This window comes from Streptomyces sp. NPDC001594 (genome assembly GCF_042893675.1).
Classification (GTDB): Bacteria; Actinomycetota; Actinomycetes; order Streptomycetales; family Streptomycetaceae; genus Streptomyces.
This window is the reverse complement of record NZ_JBIAVB010000010.1, coordinates 269,357-291,680: the sequence shown is the minus strand read 5'-3', so window position 1 is coordinate 291,680 and position 22,324 is coordinate 269,357. Positions and strand designations below refer to the sequence as shown.

24 protein-coding genes are annotated in these 22,324 nt (G+C 72.9%); 16 read left to right on the top strand and 8 right to left on the bottom strand.

Going from position 1 to position 22,324, the window contains the following annotated elements:
- Positions 1 to 3: 3 nt before the first annotated feature.
- Entirely contained in the window at positions 4 to 495 is a 492-nt protein-coding gene (locus ACFY0O_RS21655; protein ID WP_358895611.1) for an SRPBCC domain-containing protein, read from the top strand.
- On the opposite strand, the gene ACFY0O_RS21650 is transcribed toward ACFY0O_RS21655, so the two are convergent.
- Positions 492 to 830 (bottom strand): PLD nuclease N-terminal domain-containing protein, encoded by a 339-nt coding sequence (locus ACFY0O_RS21650; protein WP_388948755.1) that lies wholly within the window; start codon positions 828 to 830, stop codon positions 492 to 494. The genes ACFY0O_RS21655 and ACFY0O_RS21650 overlap by 4 nt on opposite strands.
- 90 nt (positions 831 to 920) lie before the next feature.
- Here ACFY0O_RS21650 and ACFY0O_RS21645 point away from each other — a divergent pair, with 90 nt between their 5' ends.
- Genes ACFY0O_RS21645 through mqnP form a run of 3 tightly spaced genes read left to right on the top strand, consistent with a single transcriptional unit; the run spans position 921 to position 3,762 of the window.
- Entirely contained in the window at positions 921 to 2,378 is a 1,458-nt protein-coding gene (locus ACFY0O_RS21645) for a menaquinone biosynthesis decarboxylase (protein ID WP_079427842.1), read from the top strand.
- A complete protein-coding gene (locus tag ACFY0O_RS21640; RefSeq protein ID WP_358895614.1) occupies positions 2,375 to 2,845 on the top strand; it encodes a hypothetical protein in 471 nt (156 codons plus the stop codon). The genes ACFY0O_RS21645 and ACFY0O_RS21640 overlap by 4 nt, the downstream gene beginning before the upstream one ends.
- Positions 2,842 to 3,762: a menaquinone biosynthesis prenyltransferase MqnP gene (gene mqnP, locus ACFY0O_RS21635; protein WP_388948753.1), complete on the top strand. Its 921-nt coding sequence runs from the start codon at positions 2,842 to 2,844 to the stop codon at positions 3,760 to 3,762. The genes ACFY0O_RS21640 and mqnP overlap by 4 nt, the downstream gene beginning before the upstream one ends.
- Here mqnP and ACFY0O_RS21630 read toward each other — a convergent pair.
- Entirely contained in the window at positions 3,759 to 4,364 is a 606-nt protein-coding gene (locus tag ACFY0O_RS21630; protein ID WP_388948751.1) for a rhomboid family intramembrane serine protease, read from the bottom strand. The genes mqnP and ACFY0O_RS21630 overlap by 4 nt on opposite strands.
- A gap of 82 nt (positions 4,365 to 4,446) precedes the next feature.
- Here ACFY0O_RS21630 and ACFY0O_RS21625 point away from each other — a divergent pair, with 82 nt between their 5' ends.
- Positions 4,447 to 5,118: a UbiX family flavin prenyltransferase gene (locus ACFY0O_RS21625; RefSeq protein ID WP_362145683.1), complete on the top strand. Its 672-nt coding sequence runs from the start codon at positions 4,447 to 4,449 to the stop codon at positions 5,116 to 5,118.
- On the opposite strand, the gene ACFY0O_RS21620 is transcribed toward ACFY0O_RS21625, so the two are convergent.
- Positions 5,115 to 5,249 carry a hypothetical protein gene (locus tag ACFY0O_RS21620; protein ID WP_351882586.1) on the bottom strand — a complete coding sequence of 45 codons (135 nt, stop codon included), beginning with the start codon at positions 5,247 to 5,249 and terminating at the stop codon, positions 5,115 to 5,117. The two genes, ACFY0O_RS21625 and ACFY0O_RS21620, sit on opposite strands and share 4 nt — an antisense overlap.
- Positions 5,250 to 5,370: 121 nt before the next feature.
- On the opposite strand from ACFY0O_RS21620, the gene ACFY0O_RS21615 reads away from it, so the two are divergent.
- The 6 genes from ACFY0O_RS21615 (at position 5,371) to ACFY0O_RS21590 (ending at position 10,865) form a co-directional block, all read left to right on the top strand.
- The gene (locus ACFY0O_RS21615) at positions 5,371 to 5,826 is read left to right on the top strand and encodes an Lrp/AsnC family transcriptional regulator (protein WP_042811055.1); all 456 of its coding nucleotides are present in this window, start codon (positions 5,371 to 5,373) and stop codon (positions 5,824 to 5,826) included.
- A 61-nt stretch (positions 5,827 to 5,887) separates the two neighbouring features.
- Positions 5,888 to 7,051 carry an aminofutalosine synthase MqnE gene (mqnE, locus tag ACFY0O_RS21610; protein WP_358895619.1) on the top strand — a complete coding sequence of 388 codons (1,164 nt, stop codon included), beginning with the start codon at positions 5,888 to 5,890 and terminating at the stop codon, positions 7,049 to 7,051.
- Between the two features lie 106 nt (positions 7,052 to 7,157).
- A complete protein-coding gene (locus tag ACFY0O_RS21605; protein WP_388948747.1) occupies positions 7,158 to 7,682 on the top strand; it encodes a GNAT family N-acetyltransferase in 525 nt (174 codons plus the stop codon).
- A 92-nt stretch (positions 7,683 to 7,774) separates the two neighbouring features.
- Positions 7,775 to 8,083 (top strand): DUF4229 domain-containing protein, encoded by a 309-nt coding sequence (locus tag ACFY0O_RS21600; RefSeq protein WP_388948900.1) that lies wholly within the window; start codon positions 7,775 to 7,777, stop codon positions 8,081 to 8,083.
- A 388-nt stretch (positions 8,084 to 8,471) separates the two neighbouring features.
- Positions 8,472 to 9,797: a dicarboxylate/amino acid:cation symporter gene (locus ACFY0O_RS21595; RefSeq protein WP_388948744.1), complete on the top strand. Its 1,326-nt coding sequence runs from the start codon at positions 8,472 to 8,474 to the stop codon at positions 9,795 to 9,797.
- Positions 9,798 to 9,899: 102 nt separating this feature from the next.
- Positions 9,900 to 10,865: a glycosyltransferase family 2 protein gene (locus tag ACFY0O_RS21590; protein WP_388948898.1), complete on the top strand. Its 966-nt coding sequence runs from the start codon at positions 9,900 to 9,902 to the stop codon at positions 10,863 to 10,865.
- An 11-nt stretch (positions 10,866 to 10,876) separates the two neighbouring features.
- On the opposite strand, the gene ACFY0O_RS21585 is transcribed toward ACFY0O_RS21590, so the two are convergent.
- The 3 genes from ACFY0O_RS21585 to ACFY0O_RS21575 form a co-directional block, all read right to left on the bottom strand.
- Complete coding sequence (locus ACFY0O_RS21585; protein WP_388948741.1) at positions 10,877 to 12,079, bottom strand: hypothetical protein; 1,203 nt, start codon at positions 12,077 to 12,079, stop codon at positions 10,877 to 10,879.
- 85 nt (positions 12,080 to 12,164) lie between these two features.
- The gene (locus ACFY0O_RS21580; protein WP_388948738.1) at positions 12,165 to 14,342 is read right to left on the bottom strand and encodes a WD40 repeat domain-containing serine/threonine protein kinase; all 2,178 of its coding nucleotides are present in this window, start codon (positions 14,340 to 14,342) and stop codon (positions 12,165 to 12,167) included.
- A gap of 395 nt (positions 14,343 to 14,737) precedes the next feature.
- The gene (locus ACFY0O_RS21575; RefSeq protein ID WP_388948736.1) at positions 14,738 to 15,583 is read right to left on the bottom strand and encodes an MBL fold metallo-hydrolase; all 846 of its coding nucleotides are present in this window, start codon (positions 15,581 to 15,583) and stop codon (positions 14,738 to 14,740) included.
- 112 nt (positions 15,584 to 15,695) lie between these two features.
- Between ACFY0O_RS21575 and ACFY0O_RS21570 the strand changes: the two genes are divergently transcribed.
- On the top strand, positions 15,696 to 16,130 hold the full coding sequence (locus ACFY0O_RS21570) for a MarR family winged helix-turn-helix transcriptional regulator (protein ID WP_388948734.1): 435 nt from the start codon (positions 15,696 to 15,698) through the stop codon (positions 16,128 to 16,130).
- 8 nt (positions 16,131 to 16,138) lie between these two features.
- Here the strand turns inward: ACFY0O_RS21570 and ACFY0O_RS21565 are convergent, their stop codons facing one another.
- Positions 16,139 to 16,468 (bottom strand): hypothetical protein, encoded by a 330-nt coding sequence (locus ACFY0O_RS21565; protein WP_388948731.1) that lies wholly within the window; start codon positions 16,466 to 16,468, stop codon positions 16,139 to 16,141.
- A 43-nt stretch (positions 16,469 to 16,511) separates the two neighbouring features.
- Between ACFY0O_RS21565 and ACFY0O_RS21560 the strand changes: the two genes are divergently transcribed.
- A complete protein-coding gene (locus ACFY0O_RS21560) occupies positions 16,512 to 16,859 on the top strand; it encodes a GntR family transcriptional regulator (RefSeq protein WP_388948728.1) in 348 nt (115 codons plus the stop codon).
- Complete coding sequence (locus ACFY0O_RS21555) at positions 16,856 to 17,812, top strand: DUF1648 domain-containing protein (protein WP_388948725.1); 957 nt, start codon at positions 16,856 to 16,858, stop codon at positions 17,810 to 17,812. The genes ACFY0O_RS21560 and ACFY0O_RS21555 overlap by 4 nt, the downstream gene beginning before the upstream one ends.
- On the opposite strand, the gene ACFY0O_RS21550 is transcribed toward ACFY0O_RS21555, so the two are convergent.
- Positions 17,797 to 18,576: a hypothetical protein gene (locus ACFY0O_RS21550; protein ID WP_388948722.1), complete on the bottom strand. Its 780-nt coding sequence runs from the start codon at positions 18,574 to 18,576 to the stop codon at positions 17,797 to 17,799. The two genes, ACFY0O_RS21555 and ACFY0O_RS21550, sit on opposite strands and share 16 nt — an antisense overlap.
- 236 nt (positions 18,577 to 18,812) lie before the next feature.
- Here ACFY0O_RS21550 and ACFY0O_RS21545 point away from each other — a divergent pair, with 236 nt between their 5' ends.
- Together ACFY0O_RS21545 and ACFY0O_RS21540 are read left to right on the top strand one after the other, a co-directional pair.
- Positions 18,813 to 20,681: an AMP-dependent synthetase/ligase gene (locus ACFY0O_RS21545; RefSeq protein ID WP_388948719.1), complete on the top strand. Its 1,869-nt coding sequence runs from the start codon at positions 18,813 to 18,815 to the stop codon at positions 20,679 to 20,681.
- Positions 20,682 to 20,763: 82 nt separating this feature from the next.
- Complete coding sequence (locus ACFY0O_RS21540) at positions 20,764 to 22,308, top strand: alpha/beta hydrolase (protein ID WP_388948716.1); 1,545 nt, start codon at positions 20,764 to 20,766, stop codon at positions 22,306 to 22,308.
- Positions 22,309 to 22,324: the final 16 nt, after the last annotated feature.

Genomic DNA, 22,324 nt, shown 5'->3' with positions numbered 1-22,324 from the left:
GGTATGTCTCCTGTGAGCCATGCCACCAGCGAGCCGCGCGGCCCCGGCCGCTGGCTGCTGCGCTTCGAGCTGCACGTGCCGTACGCCTACGAGGCCCTGTGGCCCGTACTGACCACCGGTGACGGGCTGCGCACCTGGCTGGCCGCCGCCGACGTGCTGGAACGCCGTCTCGGCGGGGCCGTCACCCTGCGCTGGCTGAACTCCGGCACCACGGTGTCGGGGGAGGTCACGGCCTGGGACACCGATCGGGTCGTGGAGTACACGGTCACCGAGCACGGCCGGATCCGCTTCCACCTGGAGCCCGTCGGCACCGACTCGACGGTGATCCGCTTCCTCAACGAGCGCGAGGGCTCCGACGCCGACCGGCTGGACTGCCTGGCCGGCTGGCACGACCACTTCGAACTGCTGGAGGCCGCCCTCGCCGGGCACCCGGCGGACTGGCCCTCCTGGACCGACGCCCGCTGGGCCGAGCTGAGGGCCTCGTACGCGTCCTAGCCCTGGCCGTCCTTGCCCTCGTCGGGGTCCTTGTCCTCGTCCTTGCGCAGCGAGCGCAGGAACTCGGGGTTGTCGTCGGGCGCCACCCACTGCGTACGGCGCGCCCGGCCGCCCCCGCCGAAGCCGCCGCCGAACCCGGCCGCGCCGCCGGCCGCCGTCCGCTTCTTGCCGGCGAACAGCCACACCACCGGGCCCACGATCGAGAACAGCAGGATGATCATCACCCACACCCCCTTCGGGAGGCTCTTGACCTCCTCCTCCGGGGTGTTCAGGCAGTCGATGAAGGCGTAGATGGTCAGCGCGATGATCAGCAGGAACGGCAGATAGCGCAGCACGGTGTGGGACCGACTCCCGGGCAGTGGCGGCGGGCCCGCACGGGGCCCCGGTGACGTCCCCAGGGTATTCGGTGACGGATACTGGGGCCCATGGCTTACGACGATCTCCGCTCGCTGCTCCGGGCCCTGGAGCGGGAGGGCGACCTCAAGCGCATCAAGGCCGAAGTCGACCCGTACCTGGAGGTCGGGGAGATCGTCGACAGAGTCAACAAGGCGGGCGGCCCCGCGCTGTTGTTCGAGAACGTCAAGGGCTCGGCCATGCCGCTGGCCATGAACGTCTTCGGCACCGACCGCCGCCTCCTGAAGGCCCTCGGCCTCAAGTCGTACGGCGAGATCAGCGAGAAGATCGGCGGCCTGCTCAAGCCCGAGCTGCCGCAGGGCTTCATCGGCGTCCGCGAGGCCTTCGGCAAGCTCGGCTCGATGGTGCACGTGCCGCCGAAGAAGGTGAAGGGCGAGTCCGCGCCCGTCCAGGAGGTCGTCCTCACCGGTGACGACGTGGACCTGGACGCCCTCCCGGCCCTCTTCACCTGGCCCAAGGACGGCGGCTCCTTCTTCAACCTGGGCCTGACCCACACCAAGCACCCCGAGACCGGGGTCCGCAACCTGGGCCTCTACCGCCTCCAGCGGCACGACAAGCGCACCATCGGCATGCACTGGCAGATCCACAAGGACAGCCGCAACCACTACGCCGTCGCCGCCGCGCGCGGCGAGCGGCTGCCGGTCGCGATCGCCTTCGGCTGCCCGCCGGCCGTCACCTACGCCTCCACCGCGCCGCTGCCGGGCGACATCGACGAGTACCTGTTCGCCGGGTTCGTGGCGGGCAAGCGGATCGAGATGGTCGACTGCAAGACGGTCCCGCTCCAGGTCCCGGCCAACGCCGAGGTCGTGATCGAGGGCTGGCTGGAGCCGGGGGAGATGCTGCCGGAGGGGCCGTTCGGCGACCACACCGGCTTCTACACCCCGCAGGAGCCGTTCCCCGCGCTGAAGATCGACTGCGTGACGATGCGGAAGCGGCCGCTGCTCCAGTCGATCGTCGTCGGCCGGCCGCCGACGGAGGACGGCCCGCTGGGGCGTGCGACGGAACGCTTCTTCCTGCCGCTGCTGAAGATCATCGTCCCGGACATCGTGGACTACCACCTGCCCGAGTCCGGCGGCTTCCACAACTGCGCGATCGTCTCGATCGACAAGAAGTACCCCAAGCACGCCCAGAAGGTGATGCACGCCATCTGGGGCGCGCACATGATGTCGCTGACCAAGCTGATCATCGTGGTGGACAAGGACTGCGACGTCCACGACCTGCACGAGGTGTCCTGGCGGGCCCTCGGCAACACCGACTACTCCCGCGACCTCACCGTGGTCGAGGGGCCGGTGGACCACCTGGACCACGCCTCCTACCAGCAGTTCTGGGGAGGCAAGGCGGGCATCGACGCGACCAAGAAGCTGCCGGAGGAGGGCTACACCCGCGACGGCGGCTGGCCCGACATGGTCGAGTCCGACCCGGCGACGGCGGCCCTGGTGGACCGCCGCTGGAAGGAGTACGGCCTGTGAGCACGGCGATGGGCGGCCCCGCCCTCTTCATCGGCACCGACGAGACCTACGTGGCGCTCGTGCGCCCGCGCCTGGACCCGGCGGACCCGGAGGTCCGGGAGGCGGCGGAGCAGGCGGGCGTGAGCCCCGAGGAGTTCGCCGGCCCCGGCACGGTCTGGGCACTGATGTGGGAGCAGGACGGGGTGGACGGCGGCGGCTTCGAGCTGCCGGGCCTGCGGGACGCGGAGGCCGAGGACTTCGCCGACCGGCTGCTGGCCGAGCTGTCCTTCGAGTCCGGGCCGTTCACCGTCGAGGCGGGCGAGGTGCTCCGCATCCAGGCCTACCCGGCCGGTGAGGCCTGCCGCTTCGTCTCCGTGATCACCCCGCCGGAGGGCGAGGAGCTCGCCCCGCTGACCCTGGAGGTCCCGGAAGTGGACGCCGACGCGCTCCGCGCCGACCTCGAAGACTTCCGCAGGAGCCTGGCATGAGCACCGTTGACGGCGTCATCGGCCGCGGACCCGCGCCGCAGGCACCCGGCAGGGTCAAGGCGTTCCTGCGGCTGGTGATGATCGAGCACTCGGTCTTCGCGCTGCCGTTCGCCTACATCGCCGCGCTCACCGCCATGTTCCGGCTGGACGGGCGGATGCACTGGCGGGAGCTGCTGCTGGTCACGGTGTGCATGGTGGGTCTGCGGACCTTCGCGATGGCCGCGAACCGGATCATCGACCGCGAGCTCGACGCCCGCAACCCGCGCACCGCCGGCCGCGAGCTGGTCACCGGCGCGGTGTCCGTGCGCTCGGCGTGGACGGGCGCCGGGATAGCGCTCGTCGTCTTCCTCGGCGCGGCCGCCCTCCTCAACCCGCTGTGCCTGGCGCTGGCGCCCGTGGCGGTGGTGCCGATGGTGGTCTACCCGTACGGCAAGCGGTTCACGAACTTCCCGCAGGCCATCCTGGGCCTGGCCCAGGCGATGGGCCCGGTCGGCGCCTGGCTGGCGGTGACGGGGGAGTGGTCCTGGGAGGCCGTCGTCCTCGGTCTGGCCATCGGTGTGTGGATCGGCGGCTTCGACCTGATCTACGCCTGCCAGGACGTGGAGTCCGACCGCGCCGAGGGCGTGAAGTCGGTCCCGTCCCGCTTCGGCGTCCCGGGCGCCCTGTGGGGCGCCCGCGCCTGCCACGCCGTCACCACGGCCCTGCTGGCCTGGTACGCGCTCCTCACCGACGGCGGCGCGTTCCTGTGGCTGGGCCTGCTGATCGTCGCGGCGGCGTTCCTGTACGAGCACACGATCGTCAAGCCGCACGACCTGTCCCGCCTGAACCGGGCGTTCTTCACGGTCAACGGCTTCATCGGGATCGCGCTGTTCGTGTGCGCCCTGGCCGACCTGCTGGTGCGGGGCCTGACGCTCTAGGCGGCGCGGGCCGGGGGGCTGAACCAGAGGGCTGCGGCGATGCCCGTGGCCAGGCCGCAGAGGTGGGCCTGCCAGCTGACCGCCGTGTTGGTGGGGAGGACGCCCACGAGGATGGTGGTGCCCCAGACGGCGGCCACGCCCAGGGACACGGCGACGCCCAGCACCTTCCGTTCGACGAAGCCGCGTATCAGCAGGTAGCCGAAGAGTCCGAAGACGATGCCCGAGGCGCCCAGGGTGAGGGCGTTCGACGGGGAGATCAGCCAGGTCCCGATCCCGTCGCCGAGCAGGATCAGACCGGACACCGCGAGGAAGCGGCGGACGCCGGACAGCGCGGTGATGAAGCCGAGCACCAGCAGCGGGACGCTGTTGGAGGCGACGTGGCCGAACCCGAAGTGCAGGAAGGCCGCGGGGACGACGTGCCACAGCGTGCCGACGTCGCGGGAGACGATCCCGTACTGGTCCAGCGCGTGCCCCGTCGCGTAGTCGACGGCCTCCAGGGCCCACAGGAGGGCCACCCAGCACAGCATCAGCTTCGCGGCGGCGAGGGCGCGTTCCTTCCGGCTCCAGTCGGGGACCGTCGTGGCCGGTGTGTTCGTACTCATGTGCTGGGTCCCCCGGGGCGTGTCGTGCGTCCGGCACACCTTAACGAGTGGGCTCCGGGCGTGGCCGGATAGTCTCGGAGGTATGACTGAGCGCAAGCGCACCCCCTGGGTGGTGGGGGTTTCCGGGGCGTCCGGGACGCCGTACGCGGCCTCGGTGGTCCGAGGGCTGCTCGCGGCGGGCGAGGCGGTGGACCTGGTGGTCAGCCGGGCCTCGCGGCTCACTCTGCTGGACGAGACCGGGATCGCCTTCCGGGACGCGCACTGGCGGGACGACCTGGCCGAGTGGCTGGCGCGGGGCGCCGACGGGAAGCCGGGGACCTTCGAGGTGTCCGGGCTGGACGACGTGCGGTACTGGGCGGCCGGGGACCTGGCGGCCGGGCCGAGCTCGGGTTCGTACCCGGTCAAGGGGATGCTGATCGTGCCCGCGTCCACGGCCTGTGTGGCCGGCGTGGCGCTCGGGCTGTCGAAGGACCTGCTCCAGCGGGTCGCGAGCGTGACGCTGAAGGAGCGGCGCAGGCTGGTGGTCGCGGTGCGGGAGACCCCGCTGAACGGACAGACGCTGAGGCATCTGGTGGCGCTGGACGAGGCGGGCGCGGTCGTGCTGCCCGCCTCTCCGGCGTTCTACGCGGGGGCGACGCACATCCAGGACCTCGTGGACTTCGTCGCCGGGCGGGTGCTCGACGCGGCGGGTGTCCCGCACGGTCTGTACCGCCGTTGGGAGGGGGAGCTTGGCAGCGCCCGCTCCCGTGACTAGCGCTTCTTGGCGCGCAGCGGCCTGCGGGCCTTGTCGTTGCGGTGGGCGGCGGCGGGCTGGTCGGTGCGGGATCGGTTGGCCAGCTCCTGGAGCTGTCGCATGTGCGCGTAGGCCATCTCGATCGTGTACACGGTGAACCACTCCTGAAGATCGTCTTTGATCTGTTGAAAGATTCACAGGGTGTTGACCCTGCGTGCCTTTGATTCTATACCTAAACTTGCAGGATCGCCGAATAATGGAAGGCTCCACGTAATGGACACGGTGGACAGGCAGCTCATCCAGGCGCTTCGGGAGAACGGCCGCGCCTCGTACGCGGAGCTGGGCCGTCTCGTGGGCCTCTCCGGCCCCAGCGTCACCGACCGGATCAACCGTCTGGAGACGGCCGGCGTCATCACCGGTTACCGCGCGACCGTCGCCGCCGCCGAGCTCGGCCTCGGCGTCACCGCGCTGATCGGCATCTCCCTCTCCGACGCCGCCGACCACGAGGACGTGGCCCGCCGACTGCGCGACCTCGCCGAGATCGAGGACTGCTGGTTCATCGCCGGCGACGACTCCTTCATGCTCAAGGTCCGCGCCAGCGACGTGGACGGCCTGGAGAAGATCATCCGCAAGCTCTCCGGCACCAAGGGCGTCTCGCGCACCCGCACCACGATCGTGCTCTCCACCAAGTGGGAGAACCGGGTCGGCGAGCTGCCCGAGGACGCCTGAGAGTACGGTGGGTGGCGGTTGCACACAGGCTGGGACAGGGAAAAGACAGGGAGACACCGGCATGGACGCTGGGCTCAAGCGCGAGCTGGAGGAGAAGGTCCGCTCCGGCGAGCGGCTGACGCGGGAGGACGGCATCGCCCTCTACGAGTCGGACGACCTGGCGTGGCTGGGCGGTCTCGCCCACGAGGTGCGCACCCGTAAGAACGGCGACGTCGTCCACTTCAACGTCAACCGCCACCTCAACATGACGAACGTGTGCACCGCCTCCTGCGCGTACTGCTCGTTCCAGCGCAAGCCGGGCGAGAAGGACGCGTACACGATGCGCATCGAGGAGGCCGTCCGCCTGGCCAAGGCCATGGAGAACGAGAACCTCACCGAGCTGCACATCGTCAACGGCCTGCACCCCTCCCTCCCGTGGCGCTACTACCCGCGCTCGCTCTCCGCCCTCAAGGAGGCGCTGCCGAGCGTCTCGCTGAAGGCGTTCACGGCGACGGAGATCCACCACTTCGAGACCATCTCGGGCCTGTCGGCCTCCGAGATCCTCGACGAGCTGATCGAGGCGGGGCTGGAGTCCCTGACCGGCGGCGGTGCGGAGATCTTCGACTGGGAGGTCCGCCGGCACATCGTCGACCACCGCACCCACTGGGAGGACTGGTCGCGCATCCACCGCCTGGCGCACGAGAAGGGGCTCAAGACCCCGAGCACCATGCTCTACGGGCACATCGAGGAGCCGCGCCACCGCGTGGACCACGTGCTGCGGCTGCGCGAGCTCCAGGACGAGACCGGAGGCTTCCAGGTCTTCATCCCGCTGCGCTACCAGCACGACTTCGTGGACATGAAGGACGGCAAGGTCCGCAACAAGCTCCAGGCGCGCACGACGATGGCGACGGGCGCCGAGGCGCTCAAGACCTTCGCGGTCTCCCGCCTCCTCTTCGACAACGTGCCGCACGTCAAGGTCTTCTGGGTGATGCACGGCGTGCAGACCGCCCAGCTCGCGCTCCAGCACGGCGCGGACGACATGGACGGCTCGGTGGTCGAGTACAAGATCACGCACGACGCGGACAACTACGGCACCCCGAACAAGCTGACCCGCGACGACCTCCTCGAACTGATCCGCGAGGCGGGCTTCCGCCCCGTAGAGCGCAACACGCGCTACGAGATCATCCGCGAGTACCCCGGCCCGGACGCCTCGCTGCGCGAGACCCCGCAGGCGATGCGCGTCTGACGCCCCGCGCCCGGCCCCGCGAAGGCCCCGGTCCCCTCCGGACCGGGGCCTGCCGCATGCCGGAAACCCGTTGCCGGGCGGGGTGGGTAATGGATAGTTTTGAGTTGTGACCCTTACCTTCACCTTTGACCCCGTCGTCGACCCCGCCCTCCGCGACGGCCTCGCGGAGCTGTGGACCGAGGTCTCCAACGCCGGCGGCGCCGTCGGCTTCGTCCCGCCCGTCACCCTCGACGACATCCGGCCCGCCCTCGTCAAGCACCTCGTCGCGATGGCCGAGGGCCGCCACCGGCTGCTGGTCGGGCGCGACGAGGACGGGACCGTGGCCGCCGCGGGCTTCCTCGCCTTCAACCCGCACCGCCTGATGGGGCACTGGGTCTACGCGTACACGGTCATGGTCCGCCCCTCCCTCCAGGGCCGCGGCGCCGGCCGCGCCCTGATGGCCGCCCTCGCCGACGCGGCCCGCACGCTGGACGGCATCGAGGCCGTCGTCCTGGAGTGCCGGGGCGGCATGGGCCTGGAGCACTTCTACGCGGCCTGCGGCTACAAGGAGGTCGGCCGCATCCCCGGCGCCATCCGCGTGGCCCCCGGCGACGACCGCGACGGCATCACGATGCTGCTCCCCCTGCGCTGAGGACCCCGACAGCCCTGCGCCCGGGCCCGGCGTGCTTCACTGGACGGGTACGTGCCGACGTGTCCGACGTTTCCGATGAGAAAGAAGGGGTCATCGTGTCCCTCAAGCCGAGTGCGACGATCCGCTACACCGCGATGCGCCTGGGCATCTTCGTCGGATGCCTGGTCTTCGTCGCCCTCCTGGTCCACTTCGGCGTCGTGCCCAAGGGTCTGGGCTCCGCCAACCCGGCCTGGATCGTGCTGCTCGCGCTGGTGCTCTCGGCCCCGCTCTCCTTCGTCCTGCTGCGCAAGCAGCGCGAGGAGATGTCCCAGCAGATCTCCGGACGCGTCGCGGATGCGAAGCAGAAGCTCGCCGCGAACCGCAGCCAGGAGGACGCGGCCGACGACGCCGCCCGCGCGTGACCTGCTGACACGAACGCTCCACACGAGCCCCGGCGCCGGGAACACCCCCCGGTCTGCCGGGGCTTCGGCGTTCCCGGGGTGCCGTCGGCGCGGCGGCTCGAGTGTTTCGCCCTCCATGGTCAAAGCATCTCTTTGGGTTTCTCAAAGCAGAAGTGTTAGCGTGTTCAACATGTTGACCTCCGCAGCGCACCCGATGGGCCCGAGCCCCGTGCTCGTGGCGCGCCTGCACGTCGACCTCTGCCGCCGCGTGTCCGCGGCCTGTTGCTGTTGCCGCTGAAGCGCCCGCAGCAGCGGTCGCCGGCCGGCCCGGCCCCTTTCCGGCTGCCGCCGTACCGCATCCCCCGCAGAAACCTTCCGCCGTACGTCCGTGCGTCCCCCGGAGATTGCCGTGTCCGCGTCCCCCCAGGCCCAGGCTCCCGCCAAGGCCTCGTTCAAGTTCCCCTTCTGGGCCCAGATCGTCGCCGGTCTCGCGCTCGGCGTCCTCTTCGGCTGGATAGCCCGCAGCCAGGACGTCAGCTGGCTCAAGACCACCCTCGAACAGGTCGGCGACATCTTCATCCAGCTGCTCAAGCTGGCCGTCGCCCCGCTCGTCTTCTTCGCGATCCTGGTGTCCATCACCAACCTGCGGAAGGTGAACAACGCCGCCCGCCTCGCCACCCGCACCCTGCTCTGGTTCATGATCACCTCGCTGATCGCGGTGGGCATCGGCCTCGCCATCGGCCTGCTGACCGACCCGGGCGCCGGCACCGGCCTCACCCCGGCCGACGGCAAGGAGCCCAAGCGGCACGGCTCCTGGATAGACTTCCTGACCGGCATCGTGCCGAAGGACATCGTCACCCCGTTCACCGAGCTGAACGTCCTGCAGATCGTCTTCCTCGCCGCCGTCGCCGGCATCGCCGCCCTCCAGCTCGGCGCCAAGGCCCAGCCCGTCCTGAACCTCGCCGAGTCCGTCCTGGAACTCCTCCAGAAGGCCCTGTGGTGGGTCATCCGCCTCGCGCCCCTCGGCACCGTCGGCCTCATCGGCACCGCCATCGCCAGCTACGGCTGGGACCTGATCGGCAAGTACGCCACCTTCACCGCCGACATCTACATCGGCTGCGCGCTCGTCATGTTCGGCGTCTACCCGCTGCTCCTGGGCACCGTCGCCAAGGTCAACCCGGTCCAGTTCTTCAAGGGCGCCTGGCCCGCCATCCAGCTGGCCTTCGTCTCCCGCTCCTCGGTCGGCACCATGCCCGTCACCCAGAAGGTCACCGAGCGCCTCGGCGTCCCGAAGGAGTACGCCTCCTTCGCCGTCCCGTTCGGCGCCACCACCAAGATGGACGGCTGCGCCGCGATCTACCCGGCCCTCGCCGCGATCTTCATCGCCAACATCTTCGACGTGCAGCTGGGCATCAAGGAGTACCTGCTCATCGCGTTCGTCTCGGTCGTCGGCTCCGCCGCCACCGCCGGTCTGACCGGCGCGACGGTCATGCTCACCCTGACCCTCTCCACCCTCGGCCTGCCGCTCGCCGGCGTCGGCCTGCTGATGGCCATCGACCCGATCCTCGACATGATGCGCACCGCCACCAACGTGGCCGGCCAGGCCCTCGTCCCGGTCCTCGTCTCGGCCCGTGAGGGGATCCTCGACAAGGAGGCCTACGCCGCCGCCTCGTCCTCCCCGCTGGACGAGCCCTCCGCGCCCGCCCAGCCGGCCCCGGTCGCCGTCGCCGCCTGACGCGACCCCGCCCGCACGGCGCGTACCCGCGGCCCCCGCCCCCGTCCGGGCGGGGGCCGCGTCGTGCTCCTCCGCATGCCGGTCCGGGGGGCTTCGCGCATGATGAGGGCTGTGGACGACCAGCGCGGGGACGCGCCCGCCCTGTCGGTCGCGGTCCCCGTCTTCAACGAGGAGGAAGTGCTGCCCGCCCTGGCGGCACGGCTCCGGCCGGTCCTGGACGGCTGCGGCGAGGCGTACGAGGTCCTCGCCGTCGACGACGGATCCACCGACCGCACCCCCCGCCTGCTGGAGGAGCTGCGCGCCGCCTGGCCCCAGCTGCGCGTGGTCACCCTGCGGCGCAACTGCGGCCACCAGGCCGCCCTCACCGCCGGACTGCGCCGCGCCCGCGGCGCGTACGTCGTCAGCATCGACGCGGACCTCCAGGACCCGCCGGAGGTCATCCCCGACATGCTCGCCCTCGCCCGGGCCGAGCGCCTGGACATCGTCTACGGCGTCCGCGCCGACCGCTCCACCGACAGCGGCTTCAAACGCCGCACGGCCGGCGTCTACTACCGGCTCATGCGCCGCCTCGCCGGCACCTTCGTGCCCGCCCAGGCGGGGGACTTCCGGCTGCTGTCCCGGGCCGTCGTGGACACCCTCAAGGCCCTCCCCGACCAGCAGCAGATCTACCGCCTGCTCATCCCCTGGCTGGGCTTCCCCAGCGGGCAGATCGCCTACCGGCGCGCGGAGCGGGCGGCGGGCACCTCCAAGTACCCCCTGCACAAGATGGTCCTGCTGGCCTTCGACAGCGTCACCAGCTTCTCCGCCGTCCCGCTGCGGCTGGCCACCGCGATCGGCGCGCTCAGCTCCCTGGTCTGCCTCGGGTTCCTCGTGTGGGCCCTCGTCGTCTTCGCCACGGGCAGCCCGCTGCCCGGCTGGAGCTCGCTGATCATCACCATGCTGTTCTTCGGCGCCGTCCAGCTGTTCTGCCTGGGCATGCTCGGCGAGTACGTGGCCCGCATCCACACCGCCGTCCAGGCCCGGCCGACGTACGTCGTGGCCCGCGACACGGGGGAGGAGGGGCCGTAGCCCCCCGGGCCTCAGACGAGCACCCCGGCGAAGAACATCGCGCCCAGGAGGGCGTACTGGACCGCGCAGGCCGCCAGCAGCGGGACCTGCACCCACGGGGACATGCGGCGGACGAGGACCAGCCCGACGAACATCTGCGCGTGGTTGCGGTACCAGGACATCTGAGCCCCGGCGACGAACGGCACCAGGAACACCGCCACCGTCAGCACCAGCGCGGCCCACTCCGCGACGGACAGCCGCCGCTCGCGGACCAGCAGGACGACGGCCGTCGCCAGCACCAGCAGCACGAAGGCGGTGTTCACCCACAGCTGTGGACGGTGCGCGGCGAGGGCGTGCCCCACCAGCCAGGGCAGGTCCCCCTCGGGCGTGTACCAGTCGCGGAACGGCACCCGGTAGGCCCGGGCCATCTCGGCGAAGGGCTCGTGCAGGTCGCCCTGCCCGTAGCTGCTCCGCTGGATGGTCTCGTACGCGTCCCAGCGGCCCGTCGCCTGCCACATCAGCCACTTGGCCCACAGCACCCCGCACCCGGCGGCCGCCGCCGACAGCCCGGCCTTGGCCCACCGGCGCGGCCACGGGTCCCCGCGCCAGGCGAACAGGGCGCTCGACAGCAGCAGCACGACGGCGACGGCCCCGACCGGGTGGCACGCGACCGCGACGAAGCCGCCCGCCGCGGCGGCCCACCAGGACCCGCGCCCGACCCCGGCGACGCAGACGAGCAGGGCCAGCGTCGCGAGGGCGATCGGGAACACCGCGTGGAAGTAGACGCCGCCCGGGAAGACGGCGGCGACGGCGAGGGTCAGGGCGGTGGCCCGGGTCAGGACGGCGCCGAGCAGCCACCAGAGCACCGCGAACATCCCCAGCAGCGCCGCCTCGGTGACGACGACGGCGGAGAGCTCGTAGGAGAGCCCGGTCGCGGAGACCGCCCGCACCGCCATGGGGTACCCGGGGAACCAGGCCACGTTCCCGCAGACGACGTCGGGGAAGTTCGCGTAGCGGTCCCGGCAGCGGAACATCTCGTAGCCGCCGCGCGCGATGGAGAGGTAGTGCTCGGAGTCCCAGCGGCGGCGGGCGGCCGTGGACCAGTAGGCCACCGGGGAGCCGTCACCGGCGACGGAGGCGCGCGCCACCGCCCAGGTGACCAGCTGGGACACCAGCCAGGCGACGACCGGCGGCAGCGCGGCGCGCAGCCGGCCGGGCCGGGGGGATCGGATCATCTCCCCGTCAGTCTGGCGACCCTCCCGCGCGATCGCACCCGGAGGCCCGCCGGCCGGACCGGCCGGACCGGCCGCTCACGGCCGCTCAGGAGACCTTCCAGAGGCGGACCGTGCCGTCGCCGCTCGCGCTGGCGAGCAGCTTGCCGTCGGGGCTGAACGCTACTGACCACACGGGCGCGGTGTGTCCCTTGGTGCGGGAGGTACGCTCCGTGCCGACGTCCCACAGGTGTACGGCGTTGTCCCAGCCGCCGCAGGCGATGGTCTTGCCGTCGGGGCGGAAGGTGAGGGAGCTGACGGTGGCGGTCTTGTTGGCGTGGAGGGCCGTCCGGGTCCCCTGCGCGGCGTCCCAGACGTCGATGGCACCCCAGATGCCGGCGGTCGGTTCCGCGGAGGCCGGGTCCGGGCCCGCACCGGGGTAGATGCCGTTGGACGTGCCGACGCTGCCGTAGGCCCCGGCGATGGAGCCGGCGACGGTGTGGCCGTCGGGGCTGAACGCCACCGAGGTCACCTCGTTCTGCTGGTTGGTGAAGGAGCGGCCGGGGGCGGTGGTCGGGCCGGCGACGTTCCACAGCCGCAGGCTGCGGTCGCTGCCGCCGGAGGCGAGCGCGGCGCCGTCGGGGCTGAAGGCGAGTGAGGTGACGCCGCCGGCGTGCCCGGTCAGCGTGGCCGCGGGGCGTCCGGTGCCGAGGTCCCAGAGGCGGATCCCGCTGTCGTCGCCCGCGCTGGCGAGCCACTTCGCGTCGGGGCTGAACGCCACCGACCGTACGCGGCCGGTGTGGTCCGTGAGGCCGGTGCGGGTTCCCTTGGCGACGTCCCACAGCTGGACCACGCGGTCCTCGCCCCCGGTGGCGATGGTCTTGCCGTCCGGGGAGAAGGCCAGGGAACGGATGGGGGTGTCGTGCTTGAGGGTCCCGGCGAGGGCCTTGGTGGACACGCTCCACAGCCAGACCGCGTTGCCGCGTCCGGCGGCGGCCAGGGTGGAACCGTCGTGGCTGAACGCCACGGATTCCACTGAGCTGCTGGGCTGGGAGAGGACGGAAAGCAGTTCCAGACCGGGCGCGGAGTCGTCCGCTTCGGTGAACCGCCGGACGAGGGACACCCCTCCCCAGGCCCCGGCCACGAGGCCGACGCCCCCGAGGAGCAGCCTCCGGCGGCTGGTACCCGGGCGGGGGTCGGTCGCGGGGACGGTCGGCGGGGGTGGGGGCGGGGTCGCGCGGTAGGCGGCGGGGACGTGGGCGTCGAGGCCGCCCGGTCGGACGGGCACGGCGGCGGGGACCGTTCCCGTCTCCTGTGTGGCGGTGGGGGTCGGTTCCGGGGCGGCCGCCAGAGCCCGGGCCCGGGCCGCCATCCGGTCCGCCGCCGGGGCAGCGGCCGGTTCCGGGGCGGGGGCCTGGGGCGCCGGTGCTGTCGCCGGGGCCTGGGCCGGGGCCGCCGCCGCTGCGAGCAGGGTGCGGAGCCGGGTCGTGGTGTTCTGGGCGTCGGGGCGTTCGGCGGGGTCCTTGGACAGGAGGGCGGCCACCAGCTCCACCAGGGCCGGCGGCAGGTCCGGCCGTACGGAGTCCAGCGCGGGCGGGGCCTCGTCCAGGTGGCGGCGCATCAGCACCCACACCTGGTCGGCCTGCGGGAACGGCGGGGCCCCCGTCAGCAGGGCGAACAGCACGCACCCCAGGGCGTACAGGTCGCACCGCGCGTCGACGTGCTCGCCGCGCCACTGCTCGGGCGCCATGTAGGCGGGCGTGCCGAACACCCGGCCGGTGACGGTGAGCCCGCCGGTGCTGTCGGCGGTGCGGGCGATGCCGAAGTCGCAGATCTTCAGGCGGCCGCCGGTGGTGAGGAGGAAGAGGTTCGCGGGCTTGAGGTCCCGGTGCACCACCTTCTGCGCGTGCGCGGCGGCCAGGGCCTCCGCGGCCTGGAGCGCCAGATCGAGGGCCTCGGGTACCGGTAGCCCGGTGCCGGGGGAGCGGGCCAGGCGGTGGGCGAGGTCCTCGCCCTCCAGCAGCTCCATGACGATGAACAGCCGGTTCTCGTGCTGCCCGATGTCGTGGACGACGGTGATCCCGGGGTGCTGGAGCCGCGCCCCGATGGCCGCCTCGCGCCGGAACCGGCCCAGGAGTTCGTCCGAAGCGTCGAACTCCAGCAGCACCTTCACGGCCACGGGCCGCCCCAGGTCGGCGTCGAACCCCCGCCAGACCTCGCCGATCCCGCCCTGCCCGAGCCGCGCGTCCAGCCGGTACCGCCCGGCCAGGCGTTCCCCCGCCCTCATCGTTCCCCCCGGTCGTCCAACGACAGCTGTGGCAGGGGCCATTGTTCAACACGGGGTGTCGGCGGGATCCGGGTGCGCCGGGATCCGGCGGCGCCCGACGTAAACCAACCCCCCTGACCCCCCGCTCGGCGGCTGCTCACTCACATGGGTGAATCATGCCAACTCGGCTGGATTTCTGGGTGGTTGGCTGGCACATGTTCGCCGCGACAACTCCAGACATGAGACGGCCCCCGGCGGGACTGGCATCCCGGTCGAGGGCGCGCGCGCCGCGTCCCGCATTCCCGCCGGGACCGTCCCAACAGGTGTCCTCCACGTCAACGTGGCGGACGCCGGTCCCTCCGTCGAGGTGGGCGCCGGTGCAGCGCCTGCCCGCCCGAGGAGCTGGACGCCGTCGCCTAGACGTCGACCGGGTGCCAGGACGGGCCGTCGGCGGCCTCGCGGACGTGGCCGAAGACCACGTCGGCGAAGTGGACGCCGAAGCCGATCGTGTCCGGCTCCGCGAGTTCCGCGGTCAGGCGGTGGCGGTGGACGGCGGTGGCGGGCTGGTCGTGGTCGAAGCCCGCGGACCAGGAGGGGTGGGAGGCCTGGAGCGGCGAGTGCATCGCGTCGCCGAAGGCGATCAGGCGCCGGCCGCCGCCGGTGATGACGTACTCGGCGTGCCCGGCGGTGTGGCCGGGGGCGATGCGGACGCGGACGCCCGGGAAGACCTCCTCGTCGTGGGAGATCGTGCGGACGTTCTTCGCGAGTGCCTGCGCCGCGCGGGGCTCCAGGACCTCGCGGTCCGCCCACTCCGGCTCGGAGATGAGGAACTCGGCGTGGCCGAGGAGGGGTTCGCAGGCCCAGCCGAGGTGGTCGGGGTGGAGGTGGGTGAAGGCCACCGCCTCGATGTCCTCGGGCCGGCGGCCGAGTGCGGCCAGGCTGTCGGGGAGGGCGCCGCCGTGGGCCGAGTGCAGGGGGCCGTCCGGGCTCTCGAAGGTGTGCGGGCCGATGCCGGTGTCGATGAGGAGGGCGCGGTCTCCGTGCTCGACGAGGAGGGCGCCGACGCTGCCGGCCAGGAGGCCCGCCCCGTCCAGGTACTCCGGGTGCGCGGCCCAGGTCGCGTCGGTGGTGTCGGGGAGGAGGTTCAGCGGGCGCAGGCGTACGGCGCCGTCCGGGACGTAGGACACCTTCGTGTCGCCCAGCTGGAGGGAGCGGATGCCCGAGGGGCGGTTCAGGCGGGTGGGCGTGGACAGGTCCGGCATTTCTTCTCCCTGGTGAGGCCTTCGGGGTGCGGCGATGATCACGATAAGCATCAAGCTTGAATCATTCAAGCTGTAAATGTTTCGTCTTGATGGGGTTGTTAGGCTGGGCGGCATGACCGAGTCCCCGGAGCCGCAGTCGCAGGCCGTCGCCGAACGGCAGTTGTGCGGCCTGGTCGACGGGCTCGCCCAGCGGATCGCCGAGCACGTGCGCGAGCGGGCCGCCGTCCTGGGGCTGACCGCCGCGCAGGCGACCGCGCTGCGGGAGCTGACCGGGCCGATGACCATGCGGGAGCTCGCCGAGCGGATGAACTGCGAGCCCTCCAACGCCACGTTCGTCGTGGACCGGCTGGAGAAGCAGGGCCTGGTCGAGCGCCGGCCCCACCCCACGGACCGGCGGGCCAAGCTCCTCGTCCTGACGGGCGAGGGTGACGTGCTGCGGGGGCGGCTGCTCGACCTGCTGCACGTCGATTCGCCGGTGGCGGGCCTCGCACCGGAGGAGCAGCGGCTGCTGCGCGACCTGCTGGAGCGGGCCGTCACCTGCTCCTGACGGGACCGTCAGAGCGTCTGGCCGCGCAGGAAGGCGACCGAGGCCAGCGCGAAGGGCGCCGCGTACCACCAGCGGCCCAGGGTGCGGTGGAAGACGGGCACGGCGGTGAGCAGCAGCCCGGCGAAGCACAGGGCGACGCAGGCGTCGGCCGTGAACAGGGCGTCGTCGCGGACCGGGTCGTACGGGCCGCCGTCCGGACGCAGGGTCAGGGAGACGGAGCAGAGGTAGCCGGCCGGCAGGTAGACGAACGCGGCCAGGGGGACGCCCAGGACCCACCGCAGGCAGCCCCGGTCCTGGGGCGGGTCGATGCTGTCACGGCGGCGGTGGTGGTGGGTCATGCCCACATCATCGCGAATGAATGGTGCTAGCTTCATTGGCACCATGTTGCTGAGGCTGAACGCCGCCGACACCCGCCCCCTGCACGAGCAGGTGGCCGGTGCGATCCGGCGCGCCATCGCCGACGGCGAGTGCGCGCCCGGGGACCGGATCCCGCCCGCGCGTGAGCTCGGGCAGGTGCTGGGGGTCAACGCCAACACCGTGCTGCGCGCCCTGCGGGCCCTGCGCGACGAGGGGTTGCTGGAGTTCCGGCGCGGCCGCGGCGTGACCGTCGCCGGTGGCGCCGAAGGACGCTCGGAACTGCTGGAGCGGGTGCGGGCCCTGGTCGCCCAGGGGGCGCGGCTGGGGTACGGCAGGGCCGAGCTCATCGAGATGATCAGGGGGATGACGTGAAGGACCGCGGGGTGTGGGGAGCGGCCGGCTGGGGGGCCGGGGTGCTGGCGCTGCTGGTGGGGCTGCCGCTCGCGGCGGCCGGCCGGCTGCCGGACCCGGTGGCCACCCACTGGACCGCGGACTCGACCGGGCCCGACGGGTCGTCGCCGCTGTGGGCGGCCGTGGTGTTCCCGGCGCTGGTGTGGACGGTCGTGGTGGCCGCCGTGCTGTTCGGGGCCCGGCGCGGACCCCGGCGCGCCTGGGGCTGGTCGGCGCTGGCCTTCGGCGGGGTGGTGCTCGCGGGGGCGCAGGCCTCGATCGTCCGGGCCAACCTGGACGTCGCCGACTGGCGGCAGGCCGGGGAGGTGACGGGCTGGGGCGTGGCGGTCATGGTCGCGGTGGCCCTGTCGGCCGGTGCCGGGGCGGGGCTGCTGGGGCGGGACGGGGCCGCGGAGCCGCCGGCCGCCGAGGGGCCCCGGATGGAGGTCCGGGACGGGGAACGGCTCGTGTGGCTGTCGGGCGCCGCCAACCCCTGGCTGCGACTGCTGGCCGGCCTGCTCGCCCTGGCCGCGCTGGGCGCTCTGGCCGCCGGGCTGGCGGGCCTGGCCGCGGGCCTTTTGCCGACCGCCGTGAGCCTCGCGTTCGCCGCCGTGGCGGTCCTGGGCTGCTCCTCCGTCCGGGTGCGGGTGACGGGGCGGGGGCTGGAGGTGGCCTTCGGCCCGCTCGGGTACCCGGTGCGGCGCTGGGCCGCCGAGGACATCCAGTCGGCCCGTGTGGAGGTGCGTACGGCAGCCCGGGCGGGCGGCTGGGGCTACCGGATCAATGGGCTGGGCACGACCGTGATGCTGCGCGGCGGGGAGTGCCTGGTCGTCCGGGCGAAGGGCCGCGACTTCGCGGTGAGCGTGGACGACGCCGCTCGCGGCGCCGCCCTGCTCAACGTGCTCTCCGCCGGCGAGGGTCAGCTCCGGGCGTAGGAGCCCAGGCCGACGAGGCAGTAGACGTACTCGTTGATGACGCTGCTGCCGAGGGTGTAGCGGTACGAGAACCCGTACTGCGTGTCGGGGTTCTGGTCGCAGCGGCTCATGTCCGAGGTCCCGGGGAAGCGTTGGATCACCCGGTAGTGCGCGTCGTCGGCCCCGCAGGACACCTCGCGGACGCCGGTGACGCGCGTCGCGGTCGTGGAGTCCGGCAACTGGCCGTTGAGGCAGGTCCCTTCGTCGAAGGGGCGGGGGGCCTCGGTGGTCGGGCCGGGCAGCGGGAGCGAGAACGACGGGGCGGTGGCCGGGGCGTCGTCGCCGGTGCCGGTGTCGGCAGGCGTGGGTGTCGGCGTGGATGCGGACGGGGTGTACGGGGTGTACGGGCTGTATGTCGACGAAGGCGTGACGGAGGCGGAGGCGGTCGGGTGGGAGTCGTCGTCGCTGCCGCTCGCCACCACGATGCCGATGACCAGCGCGGCGACGGCGCCGAGGGCCAGCAGGCAGCCGAGGGCGCCGGACTTCCCGGCGGGGGCGGGCGGAGGCGTCGGCGGGGGCGTCGGCGGGGGCTGCGTCGCGGCCGGGCCGCGCACCCGTATGCGCAGCAGCACTTCCTGATCGCCCACGCGGGCCCGGACGAGGTCGCCGTCCCGGGCCGGCGGTATCCGGAGCCGCACGCTTCCGGAGGGGAGGGGGAGGTCGACCGTCGCTCCGGCGGCGGCCTGGGCGGGGGTGAGCGTTAACTGGATTTCCTCTGACGACACCGGCTGCTCCTCAAGGTGGCGGTGCCCTGGCGGACGTCCGGATTCTCCCCCCTCCGACCTCGTCGACGCAGCCGTTCCGGCTCGTCGGGACCGGTTCGTGAGGTGTGCGGACCAGGGGTGGAGATCGTTCGCGGGGTGTGGAGCTGTGGAGGAGGGCTCGTTCGCAGGGTGTTCGCGGAGTGCGCGCGTGCGTAGATTACCGGCGGTAACTTGCGATCGACCGAGGAGAACGAGCCGTGGACGCTGCCGAGCCGAAGCTGGTCGAGCCCGTCAAGACGATCGTCGCCGGAGTGGTGCGCGAGGTGGCGGTGCCCGCCCTCGCCGGGGCGCCGGCCGGCGGATCGCTCGGGGACCTGCCCTTCCTCAACGCCCTGGAGGCCCCCGACGAGCCCGTGCTCGCCCGCAAGGAGCGCGACGGGACCTGGCGCGACGTCACCGCCGCCGAGTTCGCCGCCGAGGTGCTCGCCGTCGCCAAGGGGCTGATCGCCGAGGGCCTCGCGGAGGGGGACCGGCTCGCCATCATGGCCCGGACCACCTACGAGTGGACCCTGCTGGACTTCGCGGGATGGGCCGCGGGGCTGGTCACGGTCCCCATCTACCCCACCTCCTCCGCCCTCCAGGCCCGCTGGATCATCCACGACTCCGGGGCCGTCGCCTGCGCCGTCGAGGACACCGTCCAGGCCCGCCTCGTCAGCGCCGAACGCGCCCACCTGCCCGGCCTCGCCCACCTGTGGGAGCTCGACACGGGCGCCGTCGCCCGCCTCGTCAAGGCCGGGGAACACCTCCCCGACGCGGTCGTGCAGGCGCGCCGGGCCGTGCGCGGCCCCGACTCCTACGCCACCCTCGTCTACACCTCCGGCACCACCGGACAGCCCAAGGGCTGCACGCTCACCCACGGCAACTTCTTCGCCGAGGTCGACAACGCGGTGGCCCTGCTGCACCCCGTCTTCGACTCCGTCAGCAAGGAACCCGCCTCCACCCTGCTCTTCCTGCCGCTGTCGCACGTCTTCGGCCGGATGGTCGCCGTCGGCTGCATGCGCGCCCGCGTCAAGCTCGGCCACGCCCCCAGCATCGGGACCGAGGAGCTCCTCGCCGACCTGGCCGGCTTCCGCCCGACCTTCCTGCTCGCCATCCCCTACGTGCTGGAGAAGGTTTACAACACCGCCCGTGCCACCGCCGAACGCATGGGCCGCGCCGCCTCCTTCGACCGCGCCGCCGGCGTCGCCCAGCGCCTGGGGGAGGCGGCGGTCGAGGGAGTGCCGCCGGGGCTGGCGCTGCGGGCCGCCCGGGCCCTGTACGACCCGCTGGTCTACCGGCGCATCCGGGCCGCGCTCGGCGGCCGCGTCCGCTACGTCCTCAGCGGCGGCTCCCCCCTCGGGCGCCGGCTCGCCGCCTTCTACACGGGCGCGGGCATCGAGGTCTTCGAGGGGTACGGGCTCACCGAGACGACGGCCGCCGCGACCGTCACCCCGCCGCTGCGGCCCCGGCTGGGCACGGTCGGCTGGCCGCTGCCCGGCACGGCGGTGCGCATCGCCGACGACGGGGAGGTGCTGCTGCGGGGCGGGCACGTGTTCGCCGGGTACTGGAACGTCTCCGCGCAGCCGGCGGGGGAGTGGCTGGCCACGGGCGACATCGGCGAACTCGACGCCGACGGCTACCTCACCATCACCGGCCGCAAGAAGGACCTGATCATCACCTCCGGCGGCAAGAACGTCGCCCCCGCCCCGCTGGAGGACTGGCTGCGGGCCCACCCGCTGGTCGGTCAGTGCATGGTCATCGGCGACAACCGGCCCTACGTCGCGGCCCTGATCACCCTGGAGCCGGAGGGGCTCGCGCACTGGCGGCAGATGCACAAGAAGCAGGACGTGCCGGTGCGGGAACTGGTCACGGACCCGGAGCTGCGGGAGGAACTCCAGCGGGCGGTGGACGAGGCGAACCGGTTGGTGTCGCGGGCCGAGTCGATACGGCGCTTCGCGGTGCTGCCGGGGGAGTTCACGGAGGAGCGGGGGCATCTGACCCCGTCGATGAAGCTGAAGCGGGGCGCTGTCGCCCGGGACTACGGCCCCGACATCGAAGCCCTGTACGCCACCCCCCGCGGCACCTGACCCCGCCGCCCGGCGGGCGGGGGCCGGGTGGGCCGCTTATCGTGGGCTGACCGGTTCCGGGGGGTCACCCGAGGAGCGTGCCGTGCCACCTGCCCGCGCCCGCATAGGTACCGCCACCTGCGCCGCAGCCGTGGCCGTCGCCCTCTCCGCCACCCCCACCGGCACCGCCGCCACGGCCCCCACGGCCGCCGCCCGCGGCACCGCGCAGGCTTCCGCGTCCGGGGAGGGCGTGCGGTGGGGGGACTGCCACGGGGGGCCCGTGCCGGACGGCATGCGGTGTGCCGTGCTCGACGTGCCCCTCGACCACGACCACCCCGCCAAGGGCACCACCCGCGTGGCCCTCGCCAAGATCCCGGCGACCGCCACCGGCCACCGCCGCCTCGGGTCCCTCGTGCTGAACTACGGCGGCCCCGGCGCCCCCGGGATCGCCTCCCTCGCCGCCGACCCCGCCCTCTTCGCCAAGCTCAACGAACGCTACGACCTGGTCGCCTTCGACCCGCGCGGCGTCGGCCTCAGCGACCCCGTCTCCTGCGGCGGTGCGCAGACCGCCGACGCCGGCGACGCCGGCGACCCCGCCGCCCAGCTGGCGGCCCTGCGCGCCGAGGTCCGCCGGTGCGAGCGGCACTCCGGGCGCGTCCTCCCCTACATCGGCACCGTCCACGTCGCCCACGACCTGGACGACATCCGCCGCGCCCTCGGCGAGGAGAAGCTCGACTACCTCGGCTTCTCCTACGGCACCCGGCTCGGCGCCGTGTACGCCGCCCTCTACCCAAAGAACACCGGCCGCATGGTGCTCGACGGGGTCGACACCCTCACCGAACCCTTCACCGAGCAGGCCCTCGCCTCCGCGCGCGGCCAGCAGCGCGCCCTCGACAACTTCCTGACCTGGTGCGCCCACCAGGACCACTGCGTCTACGGCACCAACACCCGTACCGCCAAGGAGAAGGCCGCCGCCCTCGTCGCCCGCCTCGACGCGCACCCCCTGACCGGGACCGGCGGCACCCCCTTCACCGGCGACGACGCCGTGCTCGCCATCGGCTCCGCCCTCTACGCGAAGGCCTCCTGGCCCGACCTGGCCGAGGCCCTCGCCCGGGCCGAGGACCACGGCGACCCCGCCGGCCTCGAACGGCTGGCCGCACCCCCCGCCACGGCCCCCTCCGGCACCCCCTCCCAGGTGCCCGCCGACAACGCCACCGCCGCCCTCACCGCCGTGAACTGCGCCGACGACCCCGACCGGGGCGACGCCTCGGCCGACCCGGTCACGATCGCCAGGGAGATCGGCGAGCTGAGCCCACGGTTCCGCGAGGTGTCCGAGATCTTCGGCCCGCGCCAGCTGATGACCCTGCTGTCCTGCTACGGACGCCCCGCCGGCACCGACTTCATTCGCCGCATCGACCACCCCGGCGCCCCGCGCATGCTCCTCGTCGGCACCCGGGGCGACCCGGCGACCCCGTACGAGTGGACGGAGGAGACCGCCCGGCGCCTCGGATCGGCGGTCGTCGTCGACCACAAGGGCGACGGGCACACCGGCTACCCCTCCTCCGCCTGCGTACGCGGCTACGTGGACGGGTTCCTGATCGACGGCCGCCTCCCCGCCGCCACGCGCGCCTGCCCCGCCGGCGAGTGAACCGGCGGGGCGGGGA